This is a genomic window from Sorangium sp. So ce385 (assembly GCF_051474135.1).
Classification (GTDB): Bacteria; Myxococcota_A; Polyangia; order Polyangiales; family Polyangiaceae; genus Sorangium; species Sorangium cellulosum_D.
Window position 1 is genome coordinate 9720126 of record NZ_CP150337.1, and the last position, 23561, is coordinate 9743686.

The window sequence follows — 23561 nt, forward strand, 5'->3', positions numbered from 1 at the left end:
GTCCTGATGCCTCGGAGATCCGCCGAGGCCCGACGGCGGCTCGCGCGCGGCGGCTTGACGTCGGCGCCCGGTGCTCCGCGGCACGGCCGGCAGCTTATCCGGGACGACGCGCACGCGGTAGGGGGGCGAGCGACGGAGCTGCCGTGGTGTCCTCGCTGATCGGTGAGCTCCCCGCCGCGCCGCCGCGCTGTGCGGGGCGGCGCGACCCGCAGCACAGCGGCAATGCGTTGGGCCGTCGTGCCGTGGCGCGGGGCGTGGTCGCCGCCCCCTCCGCCATGGCGCCGCCACCCCTGAGCTGGCCCTGTCCTCGGGTTTTCCCGTCGTTTCGGGCCGGCATGGGGTGTGCTCGAGGCCGAGCGTCATGCCGACGCTTGAGCACAACGCCCTCGTCGAGATGTTCCGTGACCAGCCGGCGCTCGCGCCTCGCTTGCTCGCGACGCTCTTTCACGTCGAGGTGCCGCCGCACGTCTCCGCTGCGGTGGTCGAGTCGTCGCTCGACCAGCTCATCCCCGTGGAGTTCCGCGCTGACCTGGTGCTTGAGCTTCGAGACGCGAGCGGCACGCTCGTGCTGGCGATCGTGATCGAGGTCCAGCGCGACATGGATCCGAACAAGAAGTTCTCGTGGCCGACGTACGTCACGGTCGTGCGCGCCAAGAAGCGCTGTCGCACGGTCGTGCTCGTAGTCGCGCCGGACGCCGGCGTGGCTGCCTGGGCGGCGGAGAGCATCGACCTCGGCCTGGGCCTCGGCCACGTCGCACCGCTGGTGCTCGGCCCGGCCGTCGTCCCCGAGATCACCGATCCTGTCGACGCGGAGGCGGAGACGGAGCTCGCCGTGCTCTCGGCGGTGGCGCACGGCAACGGGCCGAACGGGCTCGCCGTGGTCCTGACGGCGCTCGTTGCCCTTGGCCGGCTCGACCAGGAGCACGCGATGGTCTACTTTCAGCTCATCTGGAACGCGTTGCGTGAGCCGATGCGGCAGGCTCTGGAGGCGTTGGTCATGGAACGGCAGATCGAAGGCGAGGCGACGTTTCCCCCGTTCGTGCAGAAGCTCATCGATCGCGGCAAGCTCGAGGGCGAGCTCAAGGGCATGCGTGAAGGCGAGCTCAAGGGCAAGAGGGATACGCTGTTGCGGCTGCTCGCGCGTGCGGGGATCGTGCTCACCGAGAACGAGAGCGCGCGCATCCAGGCATGCGCGGACATCGCGACCCTCGACCGCTGGCTCGACAACGTCCTCGGGGCCAAGACCGCCGCCGAAGTGCTCTCCTGACGGGTGACGGACGCGGCCCGCCGGGGCGACGAATCCGACGGGCTTCGCCCGCTGAGGTTCGCCAGGGCGTTGGCCGGGCCGCATGCCGGAGCGAGGGAGCCGGAGGCCTCGCGGCAAAGAGCCCTCTCGCTCGTCTCTACCGCACATGGGCTGCCCGTCAGGCGCGCAAGCCCCCCGAGCGCCCGCCGGCTCACCCACGCGCCCTGCCGGCGATCGCTTTGCGACGAGACTCCGCCGCACGACGCTCCTCGGTTGCGTGGCAATGGCGGCGGGGACGCGCGGGCGACTCCCCTCCTCCCCGGGTGAATCCTCTGGCACGCCAGCGAACATGCTCTCCGCCTCGGGCAGAAGGGACACCCCCTCCCACGTCCGCGGAAGACCGCTGGGATCGTCCGGAGACGACCGGCCGCCGCGATCGCTCGCCCCCCGGCTCGCCCGCCACCGCCGCCACCCACGCGCTCGCCTGCCGCGACCGCGCCGGCACCGATGCTCCGCGCCTCGCTCCGCCCCGGCGAGGTACGCTGACGAGCGCATGGCGCGCAATGTCCTGCTGCTGGAGCCCATCGCCACGGAGCGCGACTACATGGCCGAGGTGCTGCGGGGCGCCGGCTGGTCCGTCTGCATGCCTCCCGGCGCGCGCCCTGCCCCCGAGGACTGCGCCGCCGCCGACGCCATCGTCGCGGACCTCGACCGCGCCGCCGGCGAGGGCTGGGTCCGCGCGGCCGATCCGACGCCGCCGCCCGCGCGGCTCATCGTCACCTCCCGGTTCCGCGCCTTCCTCGACCGGATCCGCCGGTACGAGCAGGTCGCGGCCGTCGTCCACAAACCGGCCACCGCGGAGGCGCTCCTCGAGGCGCTGCTCCCGCCGGCGAGCGACGCGCCCACCCGGTCGCGCGGGGCGCAGAGCGCCGCCGCCGATCCGCTCGACGATCCCGCGCGCGACGCCGAGCTCGCGCGGCGCGGCCTGCGCAGCACGACCCCCGACCCCGAGCTCGTCGTCGTCGCCGAGCTCGTCGCGCGCGGCGTGGGCACGCCGGCCAGCGTGGTCACGGTCATCGACTCGTCGCGGCAGATCTTCCTCGGCGCGACCGGCCTCCCCCGCGACCTGACCCTCGCCGGCGGGACCCTGCGCTCGTGGTCGTTCTGCGAGCACGTCGCGCGCGACAACGCCCCGCTCATCGTCGAGGACGCGCGCGAGCACCCCGCGCTCGCCGACAACCCGCTCGTGGCCATGAACATGATCCGCGCGTACGCGGGGTTCCCCGTCGTGCTCGAGGGCGTCGGTGCCGTCGGGAGCGTGTGCGCGGTGTCCGGCGAGCCCCGGAAGTTCGACGCGGGGAGCATCGCGACCCTCCAGCTCGCGGCCAGGCTGGTGAGCGAGCAGCTCGCGCGGCGCTCCGGCCTCCCTCCCCAGGTGACCGAGTCGGGCGACCGGGCGACGTCGCTGCCGACGACCGAGAGCACCGCGCCGCCCGAGCCGCCCGCCCGGGGCCACGCCCCCGCGCGGCTCGCCCCCGGCGATCTCGTGGACGACAAGTACTGGATCACCGCGATCCTGGGCGAGGGCGGGCAGTCGCAGGTCTACCTCGCGCGCGACAAGCTCCTCGGCCAGCTCGTCGCGCTCAAGGTGCTGACCGAGCCGGACGACGGCGCGCTGCTCCGCGAGGCCGAGGCGCTCGCGCGGCTCAGGCACCCGAGCATCGTCCAGCTGTACGGCTGGGGGAGGCTCGACGGCGCGCGCATGTACCTCATCCTGGAGTACGTCGAGGGCGAGACGATCCACCGCCACATCGTCGACCGCGCGCCCCAGGGCGGGCTCATGCCCCTCCCCCAGGTCCTCTCCGTCGTCCGCCAGATCGCGGGCGCGCTCGCGAGCATGCACGCCGAGGGGTACGTCCACGCGGACGTGAAGCCGGGGAACATCCTGCTCGACACGCGGATCGAGCGGGCGGTGCTCATCGACTTCGGGCTCGGGCTGCGCCTCGGGAGCAGGCGGCCCCACCTCGTCGGCGGGACGCGCGGCTACGCGGCCCCGGAGCAGCTCATCCCCGAGGCCGCCGATCCGCAGCCGGCGCTCGACACCTACGCCCTCGCGGCGGTCACCTACGCCATGCTGACGGGCAGGGCCCCCTTCGAGGCCGCGAGCGCGCACGGCATCGTCGCCATGCAGCAGCGCGGGGAGATCACGCCCGCCTCGAGCGCGCGGCCGGGGCTCCCCCCGAGCGTCGACGCCCTCTTCGCGCGGGCGCTCGATCCGGAGCCGTCCCGGCGCCTCGCCTCGCCGGTCGCCTTCGCCGACGCGCTCGCGGCCGCGCTCGTCGCGAGCCCCGGGGAGCGCGCGCCGGCGGAGGTCCCGGCGCCGCACGACGGCGCGCCGCAGAGCCGCGGCCTGGCCTTCCGGCTCTGCCGGGAAGCGGCGGCGCGGCGGCTCGGCGACGGGGTCGAGGCGCGCGCGTGGGGCAGCCTCGATCCGGCGGACCGCGCGGCGATCGCCGCGGCGACCGACGACACGGCGCTCTACCCGGTGGCGCCGCTCGTCGCGTACCTGCGCGCGCTCGGCGGCGAGGCCCCCGGGAGCGTGGAGGCCGTCGGCGGCGCGCTCGCGAGCGCGGCGCTCCCCGAGATGCTGCGCAGGCTCCAGGTCGCGCGCGCCCCGGAGGCGCTGCTGGAGGTGGCCGGGCCGCTGCTCCGGCGGTTCCACGCGTGGGGTCGCGTCCAGTTCGAGCGCACCTCGACCCACAGCGCGAAGGTCGACGTCTGGCTCCCCGAGGGGCTCGCGCCGGTGATGTGCCGCTACGTGAGCGGCTTCCTGCGCGCGCTGCTCGCGACGTCGGGGCGGACCACGCGCCTCCTCGAGCTGCGCTGCGGGGGCGGCAGCGCGGGGGCGTGCGTGCTGCAGGTGGGCTGGAGCTGATCGGCCGGCGGCCCGCGCCGCAGCAGGCCCGCGACGCGCGCGGCGCGCTCCCGCCGAGCGACGCCCGTCCCCCGCCGGAACCTCCCCGCGGCGCCGCTGTCAGTCGCTGGCACGACGGACCGCCGGCCGGAGCGGCCGAGCGCGTCGCCCGGAGGGCGCGGATCCGCGCGCCTGCTGCCGGATTTCTGACGACATGAGCGCGCCGCTCCGCGCGGCGCACAGGGGAGATCCATGCCCAGCGCGAACCCATCGGACGCCGCGGACGGCGCCGCCAACCCCCACGCGAGCCCCACGGCGGCGGAGCCACCGAACGCGGCGAGCCCCGGCGAGGCCGCGGAGACCGCGGTGCGCTCCGTGGAGATCCTCGTCTCGTGGGGCACGACCGTCCTCTTCGTCCAGCACCTCGCGCCGCCCCGCGCCTTCGACGTCGGCGAGGGGCGCGCCGACGGACGCCCGTGCGATCTCTTCCTCCCCGCGCGCGTGCTCGGCGCGCGGCGCGCGCCCCTCCTCGACGTCGACCCCGCGGGGCGCGTCCGCTTCGTCCTGCTCGGCGCCGCGACCGGCACGCTCACCGTGGACGGCGCGCCCCTGTCCGCCGCCGCCGCGCGGGCGCGGCACGCCGGCGCGACGCGGCCGGACCTCCCCGGCGCGGTGCTCGTGCCCCTCCCCGCGCACGCCCGCGTGGACGTCGAGATCGCGGGCGTGCGGATCCAGGTCGCCACCGATGCCGCCGCGGGCGAGCGCGCGCGCCGGTCGCTCGTGAGCCGGAAGAGCCTCGCCCTCCACGCCGCCTCCGCGGCCCTGCACCTCGGCCTCCTCGGCGCGCTCGCGCGGTGGGCGCCGCCCCCCGAAGACCCGTCCTCCGGCATGAGCGCGGACCGGATCGCGCTCGTGCAGCAGTACCTCGCCTCCGCCGACGCGCGCGAGCTGCGCGCGGCGATCGAGCAGGAGGGCGAGCCGAACGGGGACGCGAAGGAGGGCGGGACGGGGGCGAGGGCGAAGGGCGAGGAGGGATCGATGGGCGGCTCGCCCGCGCGCGCGATGGCGACCGGAAACCGGTGGGGGGTGGCCGGCCCGAGCGACGGCCCAGCGCCGCACGCGACGCCGCGGGAGGCGCTGCGCGACGCCGCCGAGTTCGGGATGATCGGCCTGCTCAACGCCGGGGCCGGCGGCGAGCCGAGCGCGCCGCCGAGCGCCCGGGGCCAGCTCTGGGGCCAGCCCATCGCGCCCGCGGGCGCGGGCGGCGCCGGCCTCCCCCTCGACGGCCTGGGCGACGATGGCGGCGGCGCCGGGTCGGGGCTCGGCTTGAGCGGGATCGGGACGATCGGGCACGGCGCGGGCGCCGGGTCGGGCCAGGGGTTCGGCAGCGGTCAGGGGCGCGCCGGCGCCGCGCCGCCGGGCGCCGCCGCGTACGCCCCGGAGGCCGACGTCCCCCTCGATCCGAACGGCCGCTTCGCCACCACGTACCGGCCCGGGGGCGGCCACCTCGCCGCCTTCGAGGCCGCCCTCGCGCGCGGCGTCGTGCCCGAGGCGGAGCGCGAGCTCGTCAGCGACGTCGGCGCCCGCTACGCCCCGGAGGTCCCGCTCGGCCCCGGCAAGGCGCTCGGCCTCCGCACCGACCTGGAGCGCGCCGCGCTCGCGCCGGGCGGCGGCGCCGTCCACCTGCGCCTCGCGCTCCGCTCCTCCGCCGCGGCCGCGGCGGCGCGGCCGCACCTCTCGGTGCACCTCGTCCTCGACACGAGCGGCTCGATGGCCGGCGCGCCGATCGAGAGCGCCCGCCGCGCGGCGCAGGCGCTCGTCGACCGCCTCGCGCCCACCGACGACTTCTCGCTCACCACCTTCTCGAGCGACGCCGAGGTGCTGATCCCGGACGGCCCGGTCGGCCCGCGCCGCGAGGCGATCCGCCACGTCATCGACGGGATCCGCGAGGGCGGCGGCACGAACATCGGCGCGGGGCTCGCGCTGGGCTACGCGCAGGCGAACCGGCCCGGCATCCCCGAGGACGCCGTGCGCGTGGTGCTGCTCGTCTCCGACGGCCGCGCGACCAGCGGCATCACGCACGGCGAGCGGCTCGCGCGGCTCGCCCTCGACGCGTTCCAGCTCGGCGTCCAGACGAGCGCGCTCGGGCTCGGCGACGACTACGACGGCCAGCTCATGAGCGCGATCGCGAGCGACGGGGCGGGCGGCTACTACTACCTGCGGCACCCCGAGCAGATCGCGCCCGCGCTCTCGACCGAGCTCGACAAGCGCCTCGACCCGGTGGCGACCGCGGTCGAGGTGCGCGTGCGCCTGAAGCGCGGCGTCGACCTGCTCCGCGTCTACGGCTCGCGCCGGCTGAACGACGCCGAGGCCTCCCGCGTCCGCGCCCAGGAGATCGCGGCCGACCTCGCCGCCCTGTCGCGGGACCGGATCGCGGTCGACCGGCGCGACGACGCCGAGGGCGGCCTGCGCTTCTTCATGCCGATGTTCGCCCGCGATGACCGCCACGCCCTCCTGCTCAAGCTGAGCGCCGAGCCCGGCACCGGGAAGCGCACGCTGGCGACGATCGAGCTCAAGTACAAGGACCGGCTCTCCAGGAAGAACGTGATCGAGGAGATCCCCGTCGATGTGCGCTACGCGGACAGCGACGCGGCGAGCGCGGCGTCCGTCGACGCCTCGATGACGCGGACTCTTCAGGGCTTCGCCGCGGGCGAGTCGCTGGCCGAGGCCGCCGCGCGCGTCGGGCGAGGCGACCCGAGCGGCGCGGCCGCGCTGCTCGCCGAGCGCGAGGGCATCCTGCGCGAGGCGGCGGCCCGGCTCGACGAGCCGCTGTTTCTGGAGGACGCAGCGCGCCTCGCGCGCCTCCGCGCGCACATGGGCGCAGAGCACGGCCTCGGCGATCCGCTCGTGCTCGCGATGTTGCTGGAGACGGCGGGCCGATCCCACCTGCACTGAGGCGCGCAATCGCAGCGCGCGCACGGGCGGAGGCGTCGCCCAGGTGGTAGGCTGAGCGCGGCCATGACAGAGAGAGTCTCATCGACCGGTCGCGCTGCGCTGCGAGAGTCGCTGCTCCAGTTCTCCGCCTTCGCCGACGCGCTCGAATCCCGTGCCATGCGCGAGGCCATCGAGGCCTGCATCACCGTCCTGGACGCTCCCGGTCCGCTCGACAAGCGCGCCCTGGCCCCGTGGCTCAAGGTCGTCCACGAGCGTGCAGCCGAGGTCTTTCGGCGGGGCATCCGCGAGACCACGGGGGTGCTGCGCGAGCAGATGAGGCACGGCCTCAAGCAAGCCGAAGAGGACGCGGTCTGGATGCAACAGGCCATCGACGCGCTGAGCCGAGACCACGCCAACTGACATGAGGGGACAGGAGGAGACGACGTCGGTGGTCCGGTGGACCGGGCGTTCGTACAAGGGGTCTGGATTCCTCGAACCACGCTGAAAGCGGCGCTCCGTGGGACGAGGGTTGTGAGGACTGCGAATCGTCGAGCACGCCTTGAGGTTGCGCTGATCGGGTGTCACCGCAGCGTCGCGACACGATCGACGAGCCTGCTTTCTTGAGTCGGTCGAGAGGACATTCTTCACCGGATCTGCCCGCGAAGCGCTGCCGGCCGGACAGGGCCGATCGATCGGGCGGCGCGCGGGCCGGGATGCGGCGGGATCGGACGCGGCGCGCGGGGCCGAGCTGCCGCGGGGAGCGCGTCTCACGCCGCCGTGGCACGGGGAGCGCGGTCCGTGCTACGAAGCGGGCCATGATCGCCTCGGCGTTTCCGCTGCTGCTCCTCGGCTTCTCCCTCGGCGTGCGCCATGCGACCGACGCGGACCACGTGATCGCGGTGGCGACGATCGTGAGCCGCGTCCGGAGCCTCGGGGTGGCGCTGCTGATCGGCGCGATGTGGGGGCTGGGCCACACCGTCACGCTGATGCTCATCGGCGGCGGCATCCTCCTGTTCGGGCTGGTGGTGCCGCCGCACGTCGGCCTGGCCATGGAGCTCACGGTCGCGCTGATGCTGATCGGCCTCGGCACGTACCACCTCGTGCGGATCTACCGGGCGGTTCGGCGGGGCGAGCCGCAGGCGCAGGCGGCGGAGCGCCACGACGGCCACCGCCACGGCGTCGGCTGGGCGGACCGCGTGTTCGGCGGGTCGCGCCTCTATGTGAGCCTCCGGCCGCTGCTCATCGGCGTGGTGCACGGGGTGGCCGGCTCCGCGGCGGTCGCGCTGCTCGTGCTGACCACGGTGCACGATCCGCGGTGGGGGCTCGGGTACATCGCGCTGTTCGGCGCGGGCACGATCGCCGGGATGATGCTGATCACCGGGATGCTGGCGGTGCCGTTCGCGTACACGAGCGCGCGCTTCGGCGGGATGCACCGCGCGCTCGGCGCGGCCGCGGGCCTGCTCAGCGTGGGCTTCGGCCTGTTCCTCGCCTACGACATCAGCATCGGGTCCGGGCTGTTCACGGCCAACCCGCAGTGGACGCCGGGCTGACGGCGCCCGTCGCCGGATGGTCACGGTCACAGCCGGATCACTCGGCAGGGCTACAGCCGCGGACGTCGTTGCGCCAGAGTCCAACCGTCCTTGAGGAGCAGACCTCGCCGGCGCCGCAGTCGGCGTCCGACCGGCACAGCGTGCAGCTGCGCAGCCCGTCTCCCTCATCCCAACAGCCGAGGCAGGAGCAGTCGAAGGGCGGCGGTCCTGGATCCGGCGAGCACTGGAGGTTCAAGAGCATGTTCCGCATGGCCACGCAGTATTCGCCGTTCGCGCAATCCTCCGGGCCGTCGCACGCGCCGATCAAGTACGTTCCCTCGGGGACTTCGTCGACGCTCGGGCTGCAATGGGCCGTGGCGGCGGCATACCCGTCGGGATCGTGCTCGGGATTGGGAGAGCAGAAATAGTCACGGTTGCAGAACATACATAGCTCGCCCGGTGCGCAGTCGATGAGGGCGCAGTGGAAGCCATCCGCGACGCGTTGTCCGCCCGAGCCGCCGCTCCCTGAATCACCTCCAGCGCCGCCCGCCCCGCCCGCACCACCACCGCCAGCGTTCGATCCGCCGCTTGCGCTCATCCCCCCAGCGCCGCCGGAGGGACCGGACGTTGCGCCGCTCGCCCCCGCGACCGCCGCGCCTTCGCCACCGGCGCCGGCTGCGCTTGCAGCCTGGCCAGCGTTGCCGCCCTGCGCTGTTTGCCCCGCTTGTCCACTCGAGGCGCCCGCTCCGAGCCCGCCAGCGCCGCCGCCCGTCGCGGTGCCCGTCTCAGGAGGGACCACGGAAAGGTCGACACGCCCGCACGCAGCCATCGCGAGCACGGTCGCGGCGATCGACGCAGTGAAGCCTGTCAGGCGGTGTTTCCGCATGGAATCCCCTCCCTCGAGTCCAGGAGCTACGCCGGACTCTAAACGGGATGAAGAGACTTGCCAAGCGTGCCACCGGAGCTTGTCGGCGCATCCGCTCGAGCGACCATTTGACGCTCGGGGCGGAGCTCACGTGCTTCTGCGCCGGCTCAGGAAGGCTCCCTTCCTCTGCGCGCTCTAGTTCCATGCTGATCACCGACCGCTGGTTCAGCGTTGGTCCGGCGCGCGGCCGCGAGCGACGCCGAGTCCTGGGATGGGGCGCTGGCAGCGCCGCATCGTGATCGCAGCAGTCGAACGGCTGCTGCCCGGGCATGCACGGACGACATCATCGTGCGCGAGCATGACAGAAGCACTCGGCGCCGTGCGGACCCAGAGGATGCCAATCCTCAACGTGGTTGAGCCTCTTGGGTGAGCGGGGACCTGGCTCGGGCGGAGAAGGAGGGGCTGACCTGGGACGTTGTCCGGGGAGATGACGGACGCGGAGGTCGAGTCGCGGCTGTTTCGCGACGTGAGACGCAACGAGCCGCACGCCCGCGCGCCGATCGACTTTCCCCGAGATCGCCGCGAGCTGTCGAGGCCGAGCGCCGCGCTGCAGACGCTCTGGACCGGGCTCCGCGGCTCGAGAGGAGCTGCGGGCAGCGCCTGCCCACGCGGAGTGGATCGCGGCTTGCTCGTCGCCGCAGCAGCGCCCGGCGAAGGTGCGTCTCGCGGCGCAGGGAGCAGAGGATGCGATTGAACAGGATAGCGCTGAACACCGTGGTTCTCCTCGCGCTCGGCAGTCAGGCGTGCAGTCCTGAGGACGACGCGACCCGGGCCTGGGCCGCCCGCTCTGCAAGCGAGGCGCGGGACGAGGCGACGCCCCCCGGGACGCCGCTCTTCAGCCGCTCTTTCCCGGGCAGCGAGGCGGGCCCCTCCGGTTTCGGCGAGGGCGCGCCGCGCGTGACCGGCCTCGCCGTCGACGCCGCCGCCAACGTCTTTCTCTGCGGAGCCTTTCGCGGGACGGTGGACTTCGGCCGCGAGCGGCTCACGAGCCGCGGCGGGGAGGAGGAGACCTTCGTGGCGAAGCTCGGGCCCGACGGCAGCCCCCTCTGGGCCCGGCATCTCGCCGGAGCAGGATGGAGGGACGCGAGCATCGCCGCGGACAGCGCGGGCAACACGTTCGTGCTGGGGGCCTTCGGCGGCAGCGTGGATTTCGGCGCCGGGCCGCTCTCGACCGAGGACCGGGCGCACGCTCTCTTCCTCCTCAAGCTCGGTCCGGACGGCACTACCCTCTGGAGCCAGAAGAGCACGTCGGAGGAAGGGGGCGCGATCCCGCGCGGCGCGGCGGCGACGCCGGAGGGCGGCGTCGTGATCGTGGGCTCTTTCGACACCGACGTCGGCATGGGACGGATGATGTTGAGGGGAAACGGCAGCTTCGCGTTCGCGCTGGACGCGAGCGGGGGGGTGCTCTGGGGGAAGAACTTCGGGCGCTCGGGCGACAGCTTCCCTTCGAGCGTCGCGGTCGACCGCGACCAGAACACGGTGGTGGCCGAGGCGTACGGCACAGGGCGCCGGCTCTACCTGACGAAGCTCGACAGGAGCGGCGCCACCGTGTGGCGGAACCGACTCAATCCCACGCGCGACGTCGGTTCGATCTGGCCCGACGGCGTCGCCGTGGACGCACGGGGCGATATCCTGCTCACGGGCGGTGGGAACGTGGACTTCGGCGTCCCCTCCGCGCCGGGGAGCGAGGACGAAGGCTTCGTGACGAGGTTCGATCCCGGCGGCGCGGTGCGCTGGGTCCGCCGCCTCGCCGGCACGGGCCATGTCGCGGCGGACGCTGCGGGCAACGCCCTCGTCGCGGGGGCGAGCGGGTCGGCGATCCTCGTCACCAAGCTGAGCCCGCAGGGCGAGGTGCTCTGGACGCGGCGTGCCGAGGGCAGCGCCAACGCCGGGGGTGTCGCCCTGCGCCCCGGCGGGGACGGGCTCGTCCTCGCCGGCACCTTCCACGGCCTGCTCGATTTCGGCGTCGGCCCGCTGTCGAGCGGTGCCCGCACCGACATCTTCGTCACGGCGCTTTCGCCGTGACGCCGCGAGCATCGAGGGCCGGTGCTGAAAGGATGCGCGGGTGATGCCGACGCTCAGCCGCCGAGCGCTCTGTCTATCGCCTGCGTGAGCTTCGGGTCGTCCGGCGCCACCGACGTCTAGCGGCTCACGGCCGGCCACGCGCGCTCGGCCTCGCGCGGCGGCGCCGGCGCGAGGTGCGCGTCGATCTGGGTCATGAGCCAGTCCAGGAACTCGTCCTTCAAGATGGTCTGCGCCACGTGCAGGTCGGTCCACACGGGCGCGCGCGCCGCCGCCCGGTCGCTCGTCTGCACCACGACCGGGATCGTGCAGAACCTCGCGTCCTCGCGCATCGCGCGGATGAGCTCCACCCCGTTCATGACGGGCATGTGCACGTCGACGATCGCCAGCGCCACGGGCTCGCGCGAGAGCAGCTCGAGCGCGGCGCGCCCGTTCTCGGCCTCGATCACGGTGAAGCGCGGCTCGAGGATCAGCCGGTAGCACGCCCGGATGTCCGCGTCGTCGTCCACGACGAGGAGGGTGACCCCCTCGACGGCGCCGAGCACGCGCTCGACCGCGGCGCGGAGCTCCGCCGCGGTGACGGGCTTCCGCACGTAGCCGGCGACCCCCCGCAGGATCGCCTCCGCCGGCTTGTTCACGACGGAGACGAGCATCACGGGCACCCGCTCGCGCGACTGCACGAGCCGGTTGAAGGCGAAGCCATCCATCTCGGGCATCAGGAAGTCGGCGAGGATGAGGTCCGGCGTCCAGGAGCGGAGGAGCTCCAGCGCCGCGCTCCCGCCGCGCACCGTCCGGACGTCGTAGGCCGCGCCCTCCAGCGCCTCGGCCATCCACGCGAGCGTCCCCGAGTCATCGTCGACCAGCATGAGCTTGGCCATGGCATCACTCCCTTTACGTCGCTCCCTGTGCCCCTGTGCCCCTCGCCTCGCCCGGCGCGCCGACGCGCCGCAGCCGGAGCCAGAACCTCGCCCCTCCTTCCGGCCGCGCCTCGTACCCGATCGCCCCGCCCCACCGCTCCGCCGCGATCCGCGCGCCGTAGAGCCCGAGGCCGCTGCCCGCCTCCGGATCGCGGCCGTGCGCGAATTTCTGGAACAGGTGCGGCGCGATGGCGGGCGAGACGCCCGGCCCCTCGTCCTCGACCGTCACGCGCGCCCACCCGGGCTCGTCGCGCACGAGGACCCGCACCGCCCCGCGCGCCGGCGTGAAGCGGAGCGCGTTCTCGACGAGGTTGGAGACCACGCGCGCAAGCCGGCGCTCCTCCCCGACGACGCGACACGGCGGTCCCCCGCCGGTCTCCGGAGGCCCCTCCAGGCGAACGCCGCGGCTGCACGCCATCGGCAGCAGCGCCTCGACGACCTGCGCGACGGCGCCGCGCAGGTCCGCCACCTCGGCGAGATCGCCGCCGGGGACGTCGAGCGCGGCCCCCTCGGCGGCGAAGGTGTCGAGGATCTCCCGGATGAGCTCGCGCTGCCGCAGGGCGGCCTTCAGCGCGACCTCGGCGAGCGCGCCGCACCTCTCCGGGAGCGGCTGCTCTTGCAGCAGCGACAGGGCACCGAGGAGGCTGTTCAGCGGGCCGGAGAGGTCGTGGACGATGCAATGGATGAGGACGTCCTTCCGCTCGATCTCGCGCGACAGCGCCTCGTGCACGAGGCGCAGCTCCCGCGCCCGCTGGAGGACGCGGCTGCGCTCGTGGAACAGCGCGTCGTTCCGGGTGATCACGAGCAGCCGCGACGGGCCCACGCAGAGCGCCGTGGCCTCGAGGTGCAGCGCCTCGTCGTCCTCGGTCATCTGCGTCCAGCCGTCGGATTGCACGCTCGGCGCGCCGTCCGCGGACCAGGCCCGCTCCGCCTCGGGGAGGAATACCTCCAGGAACGGCAGCGCGCGGTCGATCCGGAGCGGCGTATCGCGCCACGGCGGCGCGATCCCGAGCCGCAGGAACCAGGGCGGCGGCTCGCCGCGGACGACGAAGGCGCCGTCGTGCACGCGCTCGAGCACGAGCTTGTCCAGCGCCGAGAGGATCCGGGTGTCCACGTCCATCAGCCCCGCCACACGGGCGCCTCCCTCGCCAGCATCGCGCGCGCGAGCGCGCTGAACGCGCCCTCGACCCCGGCGCCGGTCTTGGCGCTCGTCCTCGCGACCCAGAGGCCCGCCCTCCGCAGCCTGGCCTCGGCGGCCTCGTCGATCTCCCACGCGGCCGTGAGATCGGCCTTGTTCAGGACGGCGACCGACGGGAGGTCCCCGGCGATCGCGCGCGCGGCGGCGTGGAGGCGGAGCCCCGTCTCCACGGTGAGGCGCCGCGTGCCGTCGATGACGAGGAGCAAGCCCGCGGAGCCGCGCACATACGATATCTGGACGTCCTGGAACTCGTCCTCTCCGCTCAGATCCCAGAGGATGAGATCGAGCTCGCGATCATCGCACCTCACGCGCCGCGTCTCGATCGTCACGCCGATGGTCGTCCGGTAAGCCTCGGAGAAGATGCTGCGCACGAAGCGGGCGACGAGGCTTGTCTTGCCGACCCCCGTGGCGCCCAGCACGCAGACCTTGCGTTTCTCCCCCATGGCTCATTCCTTGATCGATGGGCGCAGGTCCACAAGGAAGATCACGCTGCGCGCGCGCCGCTCTTCCGCGCCGCCGACGACGCACCCGGCCCGCGCCGCGCCGCCGGGGCACGGCGCGGGCGCGAGGTCGCGGCGCAGGCCGCCGCCGCTCGCCCGCAGCCGCTCGGCCGGGACGCCGCGCGCGATGAGCTCGGCCGCGACGTGCTCCGCGCGGGCCAGGCTGAGCGCCCGGTTCGACGCCTCCGATCCGACCGGATCCGCGTAGCCGACCACGCGGATCTCGGCGGTCATGCCGGCCTCGCGCGCGAGCGCGAGCTCCCGCGCGGCCGCGGCCGCGGCCTCGGAGACGCGCGCGCGCTGCTCGGCGGCGAGCCGGGCGGCGCCGCGGCGGAAGAGGAGCTCGATCCCCTCGAGCGACCGCGCCGCGGCGCGCGCCCGCTCGATCGCCTCCTCGGCCGTGAGGCGCGCGCCGTCGAACCCCGAGACGCCCGGCAGCACCGCCGCCGCCCAGCGCGCGCGCTCGATCCAGCGCTCGGGCGCGACCCCGCTGGCCACGACGACGCCGCCGCGCAGCGAGAGGGCGACCCCCGGCGGCGGCTCCAGCGCCCGCGCCGCCCGGCGCTCGACGATCTGCGGGTGGAGCGAATAGAACGGCTCGAAGCGCAGCGTGACCGGCGTGAGCGCGGGGCCGGCGCGCGCGATCACCGCCCGCGGGTCCTCGGCGAGCGGATCGCGCAGGCCGGTGAACACGACCCCGCCCGCGCGCCGCTCCGCCGCGGTCACGAGCAGGCCGGGCTCGCCCCGCAGCGCCTCGGCCCATCCGGCGAAGCGGCGCTGCTCCTCCCACGAGGCGCGCATCCGAAAGGCGAGGGCGGTCGCGGCGATCGCGACGAGCACGGCGGCCGCCGCGAGCACGGCCCGGCTCCGGCGCGGGATCGGCTTGCGCTGCTGGTGGAGGCAGCTCGAGAGCAGCTCGCGGGTGCCGGAGAACGGCGTCCGATCGCCGCGGAAGCCGGCGAGCTCGTCCCCGTACGTCAGGTGCACGCGCTCGAGCGTCTCGCTCAGGGCGGTCCCGTACGCGTGCGGCGCCACGCCGCGCACGATGGCCACGAGGAGGGCCGACGGCCCGTGCTCGACCCACCCGGTGAGATCGCCCACGCAGAAGCGCTGGAGCCGCGCGTCGGTCCGGAACGCGTCGTGGGCGAACGCGTCGATGGCGGTGAGCATCGCGGAGACCTGATCGGGATCCCGGTAGGGGATGTCCTCGGCGCTCACGTGCTCGAGGACGATCCCCGTCCCGCGGTGGACCAGGAAGAGCTGCTCGGTCCGGTAGATCATCGCGCGGAGCAGCACCACCTCCGCGAAGGGGCGCCCGGTGCGCCGCGCCTCCAGGCGCCAGCGCAGGCTCTCCCAGGAGAGGCTGAGGGCGAGCGCCTCGTTGAGGCGCTGGATCATCCCCCGGAGGGCGCAGGCCACGGCCTTGCGGATGGCCGGCCCCATGGCGGGGGAGATCGCGTCCGCGAACGCCCCCGGGTCCCGGCGCACGCGCTCGTGGATCGCGCTGGTGATGAGCGGATCCAGCGCCCACGAGAGCGCCTCGCCCTTCTTGCGGCTCTCGACCACCGCCTCGGGCAGCACCCCGGCGACCATCTCGGGCATCGACTGGTCCAGCCGCTCCTCGAGCCGCCGGATCCGGCGCTGCTCGGGGCCCACGAGCAGGGGGCGGAGGTCTTCGAGCGTCTTGTTGACCGGCGGGGGCGGCCCGCGACGCGCTCTCGGCTGTCCCATCGTTCGTCTCCGGCCCTCCACGCCCGCGCCGCCCGCCAGAGCGGCGCGGGCGCCTCACGCGGCTTCGTCCGAGCGGGGCTCCGCCTTCTGCTGGTAGCGCTCCGGCTCCGCGGACCCCTCCCGCGCCGGCGCGTCCGGCTGGGCCGCGTCGGCGCCGTCGGTCCACAGGACGGCGAGCTCGCGCTCGACCATCGCGCAGAGCTCGCTCCGCGTGCGCCGCGCCTCGTCGAGGAACGTCTTGGACTGCTCGAGCAGCTGTTGCCGGAGCTCCCGCTGCGTGCGCCCCACGAGATCTTCCAGCCGCTGGACCCGCTGCTCGAGCAGCTCCAGTCCCTCCCGCGCGTCGCGCGCGACGCTGCCGAGCGCGCCGGCGCCGGCCGCGCGCTGGGCCTCGAGCGACGCGGCGAGCGCCTCGAGCTCCTTGCGCACGTGCGCCTCCAGCACGTCCAGGCGCCGTCGCGCCTCGAGCCGGAGCTCCTCCGCCTGGGCGGCGACCTGGGCGTCGGTGTGCGCGAGCCGGCGAGCGAGCTCGCGGAGCTGGGCGCCGCACAGGATGTCGCGCACCTGCTCCAGGCTGTTGGCGATCGCGGACTCCACGTGTCCCGCGCTCGCTTCGTGCTCCGTCCGCCCGCTCATCTTCATGGTCATGATGGAGATCCCCCTCTCCGTGCGCGCCGCGCGCGTCCCCCTGCCGAGCGGCGGGCGCGCTCGCCGTGGAGCCTCCGCGCCGCGCGGCCACGCTCGCGGCGGCCCACCGAGCCCGCTCGCTCCGGGTGTTCTCTTCGTCTGGGCACGAGGCCCCCCGTCGTTCATCACGTCATGCACCGCGCTCCATGGGTCCTCGCCCTGGCTCCTGGTAGCCCTCGCGAGGCCGCCGGGTGGCCACGGCCCGGCCGAGGGAGCCGCTCGGCTGCTCGGGAGCGGCCCAGCGCGCAGGGGCTCTCGGAGCCCGGCTAAGATGCCGGCATGCGAACCCCGCGAACCTCCCTGGTGGCCGCGGCCCTGCTCGCGGCCTGCGGCGCGCCGGCCGGCGGCGGCGCTCCCGCCGCGGGCGCCGCGAGCGCGGTCGCCGGCGGCCCGAGCTCGCCGTCCGCCGCCCCGCCGCCCGCCCCGCAGGCCGCCGCCCCCGCCGCCTCGGCCACCGTGGCCGCGGCGGCCGCGGCCCCCGCCTCCGCGGCTCCGGTGCCGTGCGGCGCGCTCGGCTGCCTCGCCTTCGATGCGCCGGCCCAGGCCTTCGCCCACGCGCTGCAGAGCAGCCCGCGCGTGCTCGCGGTGGGCGAGGCGCACGCCCAGCAAGGCGCGGAGGGCGTCCCCTCGGCGACCCGGCGCTTCACCGAGCTCTTTCTGCCGGCGCTCGCCGGCCGCGCCTCGGACCTCGTCGTCGAGCTCTGGGCGGTGGATTCGCGCTGCAAGCGAGAGCAGGTGGCGCGGGTCGAGGAGGAGCAGAAGGCGGTCACCCAGGCGCAGTCGGCGGGCAACCAGGGAGAGTTCCTCGCGCTCGGCAGCGAGGCGAAGCGGCTCGGCATCCGTCCGCACCTGCTCGCGCCCTCCTGCCAGGAGTACGACGCCATCGTGCGCGCGGGGCCGGACGCGGTGACGGCCATGCTGGAGATGATCGCGCGCCTGACCGCCGCCGAGGCGAAGGCGCTGCTCGGCCGCGAGGACGCCGCCGGCAAGATGGTGATCGCCTACGGCGGGGCGCTCCACAACGACGTCGCCCCGCGCCCCGGGCGCGAGCGCTGGAGCTTCGGACCGGAGCTCTCGGCGGCGACCGGCGGCAAGTACGTGGAGCTCGATCTCATCGTGCGCGAGTTCATCAAGGACTCGGAGTCCTGGCGGGCGCTGCCCTGGTATCCCCATTTCGACCGGGAGGCGCACGCGGACAAGACGGTGCTCTTCAACCCCGCGCCGGGCGCGTACGTGCTCATCTTCCCTCGCTCGCCCTGAGCGTCACGAGCGCTCCCGCGAAGGGCCGCAGCGGGCGTCGCGCGCGTCGGCCCGAGAAGCGCCCCGCCGGGCGTCGCTGCCGCTGTCCTGAGACGGTGAATGCTCCGCCCGGCGAGGGCAACGAAGGGAGCAGCAGGAACTCGGCCCCCCGGCGCTGTTCCGCGGCGTCCCCTCTCGGTCGAAGAGGAGCATCATGACGGGATTTTCCTTCACAGTCTCCATCGGATCGCTGCGCTGCCGAGGGCTCACCCCCGGAGCGATCGCGCTGCTCTCGCTGCCGTGGACCGCTGCCGGATGCGCGGATCAGGGCGGCATCGACGCCGTCGAGGGGCTGCGCGCGCACTTCGCCGGGCAGCAGCAGCTCGCCATCGGGGGCGGCGACGGCTTCGCCCGCGCCGCGGACGGGCTCGGGGCGCGCGGTGAGCCCTTGCCGATCGCCCCTGTCTGGACGCTCGCGGCCTCGATGCTCTCTCCCCGGGAGGGCCACTCGGCCACCTTGCTGCACGACGGCCGCGTCCTCGTCGCGGGCGGGAGGGATGGCGGCGGGAGCTGCATGACGTCGGCGGAGCTCTATGATCCAGCGAGCGACGCGTGGACGCCCGCCGCGTCGATGGGCGAGACGCGCTGCTGGCACCAGGCGATCCTGCTGGAGGACGGCCGCGTCCTCGTGGGCGGAGGCGGCTCCGAGGAGCGCCGCAGCGTCGAGATCTACGATCCGGCAGCCGACCGGTGGGCGCAGGCCGCGCCGATGATCGATGCGCGGGCGAGCTTCCCCGCCGTGCTGCTCGCGGACGGCAGGGTCCTCGTCGCGGGCGCAGCCGGCTCAGACGCCCGGAGCGCCGAGGTGTACGATCCTGTGTCCGACACGTGGGCGCCGACGGCTTCCATGCTTCACCCGCGCAGGGATCACAGCGCCACGCTCCTCCTGGATGGCACGGTGCTCGTCGCGGGCGGGGAGGGCGCGGTCTGGCCCGACCCGTCACCCCGGACCGCGGAGATCTACGACCCGGCGACCGATACCTGGGCTTCGGCCACGGACATGAACGGCTCCCACAGCTGGCACACCGCGATGCGCCTGCCGGATGGCAGGGTGTTCCTCCTCGACATGGGCTCCCTCTTGAATACGCAGGCGGAGACGTACGATCCGGCGGCCGGCACCTGGACCGCCGGGCCTGGGCTCACCGGCCTTTCCGCAGGACTTTACGGCGGTCCCTCGGACTACGCGCTCTCGTCGCTGGGCGACGGCCGGGTGCTCGCGACCGGCGGCGTGACGACGAGCACAGGCGCCTGCGGCACGATCGACGGCTGCGACGAGACCATTCACTACGTGCTCTACGATATCGTACAGGTCTACGATCCTGCGACGAGCGTGTCGTCTCACCTCTCTCCGATGCAGCTCGTGCGGTTCTCGCACTCGTCGACCGTGCTGCCGGACGGGCGAGTCCTCATCGCCGGCGGCCGCAGCGCGCCGCCGCCGCCCCCTGGGCACCTGCCGAACGTGTGGCTCCCCTCCGAGACCATCGTCACGGCGACGACGGAGGTCTCCTCGCCGATGGGCACGCGGGGCGCTCCCTGCGCCAGCAGCGCCGAGTGCGCGGGCGCTCTCTGCGTGGATGGCGTCTGCTGCGACCGGGCCTGCGAAGGAGCGTGCGAGGCGTGCGCGGTCGCGGCCGGCGCCGCTCAGGACGGCACCTGCAGCCCGGCGAGCGGCGCGAGCTGCGATGATGGCGATGCCTGCACCGAAGCCGACACCTGCGCGGTGGGTGTCTGCCGCGGCGTGCCCCTCGATGTCGGGCCGTGCAGCGGCGGGTCCGGCGAGGGCGGCTCGTCCGGCGGCGGCTCGACCGGCGGCGGCTCGACCGGCTCGACCTCCTCCACCTCCGCGGCTTCCTCCGGCTCCGGCGGCGACACCGGCGACGGCGGCCACGCCGGCTCGACCGGCGACGGCGGCTCGACCGGGGTTGCCTCCACCTCCGCGGCTTCCTCCGGCTCCGGCGGCGACACCGGCGACGGCGGCCACGCCGCCTCGACCGGCGACGGCGGCTCGACCGGGGTTGCCTCCACCTCCGCGGCTTCCTCCGGCTCCGGCGGCGACACCGGCGACGGCGGCCACGCCGGCTCGGCCGGCGTTACCTCCACCTCCGCGGCTTCCTCCGGCTCCGGCGGCGGATCTGCCGACGGCTCTACCGCGTGCAGCGCCAGCGCCAGCGTAGGCGCCTCGAGGGCGGGCACATCCCTCGGCGCCGCATGGCTCGCCGCCCTCGGGCTGCTCGCCTGGTCCCGGCGCCGCGGCGCGCATCTCGACGTCGAACGCGGCGCGCTCCCGCCCGACGATCCATCCAACACGTCGTCTTGAAAGGACTCCACACGCGGGAGCCGGAAACCGGCTCTCGGGGCCGGAGCGAGCGCACAGGCTCTCTCGGCCTTTGCCAGCGCTCCGCGCTGCGCCCGGCCCCCTGCAGGCCGCCGCGAATGGCCGCTGGGCGCCGCGCTTCGGCGCCCAGCGCGGCCCTCAGGGCTCGACGGAGAACGTGACCGGCTCGCCCGTGAACGGCCCGCCGCCCTGCACGATGCGGTTGTTCTCGAACACCGCGTTGAGCACGCTGACGGTGATCGGCCCGCCGGCGGCGCGGAGCTTGTCCCACGCCGCCGCGTCCGGCGTGTAGCTCAGCTTCGTCGTGAACACCCGGAGCAGCCCCTCGCGCTCTGCGGTCGAGAAGACCAGGAAGTAGGCGCGCCCGTTGATCGGCATCCCGTGCGCCCGCGCCGCGCGCACCGGCCCGAGGAGCGCGCCGAGCTCCGCCCACGGCGACGCCGCCGGCCGAGCGCCCGCGAAGCCGAGCGCCGGCGCGGCCCCCGGGGCCGTCCACCGCGCCGCGCCCCCGACGTGGAAGGTCAGCGCCGGCGCGGCGTCGCCGGGGACCGTCGCGCCGTCCTCGGGCGCGTCGAACACCGTCCCCTGCGACGGCTCGTCCTTCGGGTCGGCCGCGAGCAGCGCCTCCAGCGCCTCGTCGGTCGCGCCCCCCTCGAAGATGACGTCGGCCAGCTCCGACAGGACCTCCGTGTCCCCGTGGTCGTGGTCGTGGCCGTGACCGCACGCCCCGACGTACATCGCGGCCGACGCGAGCGCCGCCAGCGCGGGGACGAGGATCGCCCGGGGAAGGATCGGTGTCCGGCTCACGGCGCCTCCGCCCACGGATCCGCGTGGCGCGGGTCCGTCAAAAACTCATCGTCCGTCAAGCTCTCCAGGAAGGCAATCACGTCTGCTTTCTCCTCTTCGGTGAGATCGAACCCGGTGATGAGCTCGCTCTTGAACTTGTTCTCGCTCCCCACGCCGGCGTTGGGGCCGTCCGCGATCGTGCGCCCTCCGGCGGCGTAATGGTCGAGCACCTCCTCGAGCGTCTCGATGCTGCCGTCGTGCATGTACGGCGCCGTGAGGGCGATGTTGCGCAGCGTGGGCGCGCGGAACCGGCCCATGTCCGCCTCGTTGCCCGAGATGTCGTAGACCCCGGCGTTGCCCTGCGGGTAAGCGCCGCTCCCGCCGATGTTGTAGAGGCCGGTGTTGTGGAACATCACCTCCGTGAAGGTGGTCCCGTCGTGCTGCACCGAGTCCGACAGGTTGAAGCCGCCGTGGCAGTGGAAGCACTCGAGCTTCTCGGAGAAGAAGAGATCCATGCCGCGCAGCGCCGCCTCCGACATCCCCGAGGGGTCGCCGTCGTAGCGGTACCGGTCGTAGGGCGAGCGGTACGAGAGCAGCGACCGCTCGAACGCCGCGATCGCCTTCGTGATGGTGTCGAGGCGGATGGGGTCCTCGTCGCCGGGGAAGGCCGCGGGGAAGAGCTCCTGGTACAGCGGCTCGTCCCGGAGCCGCTGGAACAGCTCCTCTTCCAGGCCCGCGAGCCCGAGCTCGACCGGCGTCTCGCCGAACATGGGGAGGAGCGCCTGCTCCTCGAGCGAGTCGAGCAGCGGATTTCCCCAGGTCAGCGTCGTCAGGTAAGCGACGTTGGCCAGGCTCATCGAGCCGCGCACGTGGAATTGCCCGGTCGAGCCCTTGCCGGTCGCGAGGCCGTCGGTGAACGCGAGCTCCTGGACGTGGCACGAGCCGCAGGAGTACGTGCCGTTGCCGGACAGGCGCCTGTCGTAGAACAGCCGCCTGCCGAGCTCGACCTTGGCCGACGACATCGGGTTGTCCTCGGGGACCTTCGGCACCGGGAAGCCCGGCGGCAGCCCCCACGCGAACGCGCCCGCGTCGCCGCCCCCGCCGCTCCCCCCGTCGCCCCCGCCGCTCCCCCCGTCGCCCCCGCCCTGACCGCCGGCGCCCTCCCCCGAAGTCCCGCCCGCGCCCGGCGTGCCCTCGCTGTCGCCGCAGGCACAGGCGAGGGCCGCCAGCGCGGCCAGGACAGAGGAGAGCGCGGCGCGGCGGAATGCGGTCACCAGTGCGGTCATCGTCATGGCTCCTATTCTATCCTGAAGAACGACTGCTGCTCCGGGCGCGGCGAGCCGTCGGTGACGTCGATGCCGAGGTGGGTGAACAGCGGCGGACAGTCGGGATCCGTCGCGTCGGACATGCATCCGGGCGTGCCGCCCGCGTTCGCCGACACGTCGGTGTCCGCGACGAGCGCCCCATAGTCGACGAGCACCTTCGTCGCGAGCGGGTCGATGCCCTCGAAGACGATCTCGGCCACGTTGGGGCGATCGCACGCGGTCACCTCGCCGCCGTCGCCGGCGACGCAGCCGGTGCTCCCGACGTGGATGATGAAGGGGTTCTCGCCCTGCTCGGAGACGCTGTCGATGCGCAGGAACTTGTACCCGTGATTCCAGCTCCAGAACAGCCCGGTCAGGTTGAGCGGCGACGGCGCGACCGAGGCGTCGCCGTGGTTCCGCTCGAACGGGACGCCCAGCTTGAACGACAGCCCGTCGTAGTCCCCGGCCGGAACCGTCCCGAGCACGCGCCCGTTCGTCTCCTGCGTCCCGTTGGCGCAGCTCCCGGATTTGTCCTCGAAATCGAGGAGCACGAGGTTCTCGAGCTGCCACTTCCCGTCCTGTTCGAGCGTGAGCGGCACCTTCTCGCCGTCCGCGCGGTGCAGGCGTACATCGTGGATGTACAGGCGGAAGTCGTTGAGCTTCACGTCCGTCGCCGCGGCGCCGACAGCGTACGTGCCGCTGCAGGAGAACACCTCGTCTTTGACGCGGGCCTCGAACGTCAGCTCGACGGCGATCGCCGCGTCGGTGCCCCCGGCCCCGCCGCCTGCCTCGCCGGTGCCCCCTTCGCCGGTCCCTCCCTCGCCGGTCCCTCCCTCGCCGCCGGCCCCGCCGCGCCCGCCGTCACCGCCCGCGCCGCCGACGCCCGTCGAGGTCGATGTGCCGTCGACGGGGTTCACCCCACCTTCGCCGCCGCCGCACGCCGTCAGCGAGAGCGCCGCCCCGGCCAGCGGGAACAAGAGCCGTAATGCATGAAGACCGCGTTTCATGAGAGTCCTCCTGAGGAACAACGACGCGCGCAACGATAGGCCGCGTCGTCACCAACCTGAATGCGACATCTTGTCGCGATCGCCGCCGCGATCCGCCGGAGCGCACGAATCGAGCAGGCGTCAAAAAAAATAGCCTCCGAGCGCCCCGGCGCGAGGCCCGGCGGCCCGCGATCATGAACGCGGCGGGCGCCGCGCGCCCGCAGCTCGAGGCCGAACAGACACACCCA

17 protein-coding genes are annotated in these 23561 nt (G+C 74.3%); 8 read left to right on the forward strand and 9 right to left on the reverse strand.

What is annotated here, in order from left to right:
- Positions 1–361: 361 nt before the first annotated feature.
- The 5 genes from WME83_RS35400 (at position 362) to WME83_RS35420 (ending at position 8644) form a co-directional block, all read left to right on the forward strand.
- Positions 362–1267, forward strand: a complete 906-nt coding sequence (locus WME83_RS35400) for a hypothetical protein (protein ID WP_437314118.1) — start codon at positions 362–364, stop codon at positions 1265–1267.
- A 532-nt stretch (positions 1268–1799) separates the two neighbouring features.
- Positions 1800–4181, forward strand: coding sequence for a protein kinase domain-containing protein (locus tag WME83_RS35405; protein WP_437314119.1), 2382 nt, complete (start codon positions 1800–1802; stop codon positions 4179–4181).
- Between the two features lie 231 nt (positions 4182–4412).
- Entirely contained in the window at positions 4413–7115 is a 2703-nt protein-coding gene (locus WME83_RS35410; protein WP_437314120.1) for a vWA domain-containing protein, read from the forward strand.
- A gap of 156 nt (positions 7116–7271) precedes the next feature.
- A complete protein-coding gene (locus tag WME83_RS35415) occupies positions 7272–7514 on the forward strand; it encodes a hypothetical protein (RefSeq protein ID WP_437314121.1) in 243 nt (80 codons plus the stop codon).
- 395 nt (positions 7515–7909) lie between these two features.
- Positions 7910–8644, forward strand: coding sequence for a high-affinity nickel-transport family protein (locus WME83_RS35420; RefSeq protein ID WP_437314122.1), 735 nt, complete (start codon positions 7910–7912; stop codon positions 8642–8644).
- Positions 8645–8681: 37 nt separating this feature from the next.
- On the opposite strand, the gene WME83_RS35425 is transcribed toward WME83_RS35420, so the two are convergent.
- Positions 8682–9068, reverse strand: a complete 387-nt coding sequence (locus tag WME83_RS35425; RefSeq protein WP_437314123.1) for a hypothetical protein — start codon at positions 9066–9068, stop codon at positions 8682–8684.
- 1170 nt (positions 9069–10238) lie between these two features.
- Here WME83_RS35425 and WME83_RS35430 point away from each other — a divergent pair.
- Positions 10239–11573, forward strand: a complete 1335-nt coding sequence (locus tag WME83_RS35430) for a hypothetical protein (protein ID WP_437314124.1) — start codon at positions 10239–10241, stop codon at positions 11571–11573.
- 116 nt (positions 11574–11689) lie between these two features.
- Here the strand turns inward: WME83_RS35430 and WME83_RS35435 are convergent, their stop codons facing one another.
- From WME83_RS35435 to WME83_RS35455, 5 genes are read right to left on the reverse strand one after another with little or no spacing between them, the layout of a single operon-like run.
- Positions 11690–12448: a response regulator gene (locus tag WME83_RS35435; protein WP_437314125.1), complete on the reverse strand. Its 759-nt coding sequence runs from the start codon at positions 12446–12448 to the stop codon at positions 11690–11692.
- A gap of 13 nt (positions 12449–12461) precedes the next feature.
- Positions 12462–13607 (reverse strand): sensor histidine kinase, encoded by a 1146-nt coding sequence (locus WME83_RS35440; protein ID WP_437314126.1) that lies wholly within the window; start codon positions 13605–13607, stop codon positions 12462–12464.
- Positions 13607–14128 carry a Rab family GTPase gene (locus WME83_RS35445; RefSeq protein ID WP_437314127.1) on the reverse strand — a complete coding sequence of 174 codons (522 nt, stop codon included), beginning with the start codon at positions 14126–14128 and terminating at the stop codon, positions 13607–13609. The genes WME83_RS35440 and WME83_RS35445 overlap by 1 nt, the downstream gene beginning before the upstream one ends.
- Positions 14129–14131: 3 nt before the next feature.
- Complete coding sequence (locus tag WME83_RS35450) at positions 14132–15916, reverse strand: OmpA family protein (protein ID WP_437314128.1); 1785 nt, start codon at positions 15914–15916, stop codon at positions 14132–14134.
- Positions 15917–15970: 54 nt separating this feature from the next.
- Positions 15971–16564, reverse strand: a complete 594-nt coding sequence (locus WME83_RS35455; protein ID WP_437314129.1) for a hypothetical protein — start codon at positions 16562–16564, stop codon at positions 15971–15973.
- 318 nt (positions 16565–16882) lie between these two features.
- Here WME83_RS35455 and WME83_RS35460 point away from each other — a divergent pair, with 318 nt between their 5' ends.
- On the forward strand, positions 16883–17863 hold the full coding sequence (locus WME83_RS35460; protein ID WP_437314130.1) for a hypothetical protein: 981 nt from the start codon (positions 16883–16885) through the stop codon (positions 17861–17863).
- Positions 17864–18056: 193 nt separating this feature from the next.
- Positions 18057–20219, forward strand: a complete 2163-nt coding sequence (locus WME83_RS35465) for a Kelch repeat-containing protein (protein ID WP_437314131.1) — start codon at positions 18057–18059, stop codon at positions 20217–20219.
- 156 nt (positions 20220–20375) lie between these two features.
- Here WME83_RS35465 and WME83_RS35470 read toward each other — a convergent pair whose 3' ends face one another.
- From WME83_RS35470 to WME83_RS35480, 3 genes are read right to left on the reverse strand one after another with little or no spacing between them, the layout of a single operon-like run.
- Complete coding sequence (locus tag WME83_RS35470) at positions 20376–21044, reverse strand: hypothetical protein (protein ID WP_437314132.1); 669 nt, start codon at positions 21042–21044, stop codon at positions 20376–20378.
- Positions 21041–22315 (reverse strand): MbnH family di-heme enzyme, encoded by a 1275-nt coding sequence (locus WME83_RS35475; RefSeq protein ID WP_437314133.1) that lies wholly within the window; start codon positions 22313–22315, stop codon positions 21041–21043. Before WME83_RS35475 ends, WME83_RS35470 begins: the two co-directional genes overlap by 4 nt.
- Before the next feature lie 5 nt (positions 22316–22320).
- Positions 22321–23334 carry an MbnP family copper-binding protein gene (locus tag WME83_RS35480; protein WP_437314134.1) on the reverse strand — a complete coding sequence of 338 codons (1014 nt, stop codon included), beginning with the start codon at positions 23332–23334 and terminating at the stop codon, positions 22321–22323.
- Positions 23335–23561: the final 227 nt, after the last annotated feature.

Coding starts and splice junctions, on each gene's coding strand:
- WME83_RS35415 (WP_437314121.1), top strand. CDS start 7,272: ATGCGCGAGGCCATCGAGGCCTGCATCACCGTCCTGGACGCTCCCGGT.
- WME83_RS35445 (WP_437314127.1), bottom strand. CDS start 14,128: ATGGGGGAGAAACGCAAGGTCTGCGTGCTGGGCGCCACGGGGGTCGGC.
- WME83_RS35465 (WP_437314131.1), top strand. CDS start 18,057: ATGACGGGATTTTCCTTCACAGTCTCCATCGGATCGCTGCGCTGCCGA.
- WME83_RS35460 (WP_437314130.1), top strand. CDS start 16,883: ATGCGAACCCCGCGAACCTCCCTGGTGGCCGCGGCCCTGCTCGCGGCC.
- WME83_RS35410 (WP_437314120.1), top strand. CDS start 4,413: ATGCCCAGCGCGAACCCATCGGACGCCGCGGACGGCGCCGCCAACCCC.
- WME83_RS35455 (WP_437314129.1), bottom strand. CDS start 16,564: ATGACCATGAAGATGAGCGGGCGGACGGAGCACGAAGCGAGCGCGGGA.
- WME83_RS35400 (WP_437314118.1), top strand. CDS start 362: ATGCCGACGCTTGAGCACAACGCCCTCGTCGAGATGTTCCGTGACCAG.
- WME83_RS35475 (WP_437314133.1), bottom strand. CDS start 22,315: ATGACGATGACCGCACTGGTGACCGCATTCCGCCGCGCCGCGCTCTCC.
- WME83_RS35435 (WP_437314125.1), bottom strand. CDS start 12,448: ATGGCCAAGCTCATGCTGGTCGACGATGACTCGGGGACGCTCGCGTGG.
- WME83_RS35425 (WP_437314123.1), bottom strand. CDS start 9,068: ATGTTCTGCAACCGTGACTATTTCTGCTCTCCCAATCCCGAGCACGAT.
- WME83_RS35450 (WP_437314128.1), bottom strand. CDS start 15,916: ATGGGACAGCCGAGAGCGCGTCGCGGGCCGCCCCCGCCGGTCAACAAG.
- WME83_RS35480 (WP_437314134.1), bottom strand. CDS start 23,334: ATGAAACGCGGTCTTCATGCATTACGGCTCTTGTTCCCGCTGGCCGGG.
- WME83_RS35405 (WP_437314119.1), top strand. CDS start 1,800: ATGGCGCGCAATGTCCTGCTGCTGGAGCCCATCGCCACGGAGCGCGAC.
- WME83_RS35420 (WP_437314122.1), top strand. CDS start 7,910: ATGATCGCCTCGGCGTTTCCGCTGCTGCTCCTCGGCTTCTCCCTCGGC.
- WME83_RS35440 (WP_437314126.1), bottom strand. CDS start 13,607: ATGGACGTGGACACCCGGATCCTCTCGGCGCTGGACAAGCTCGTGCTC.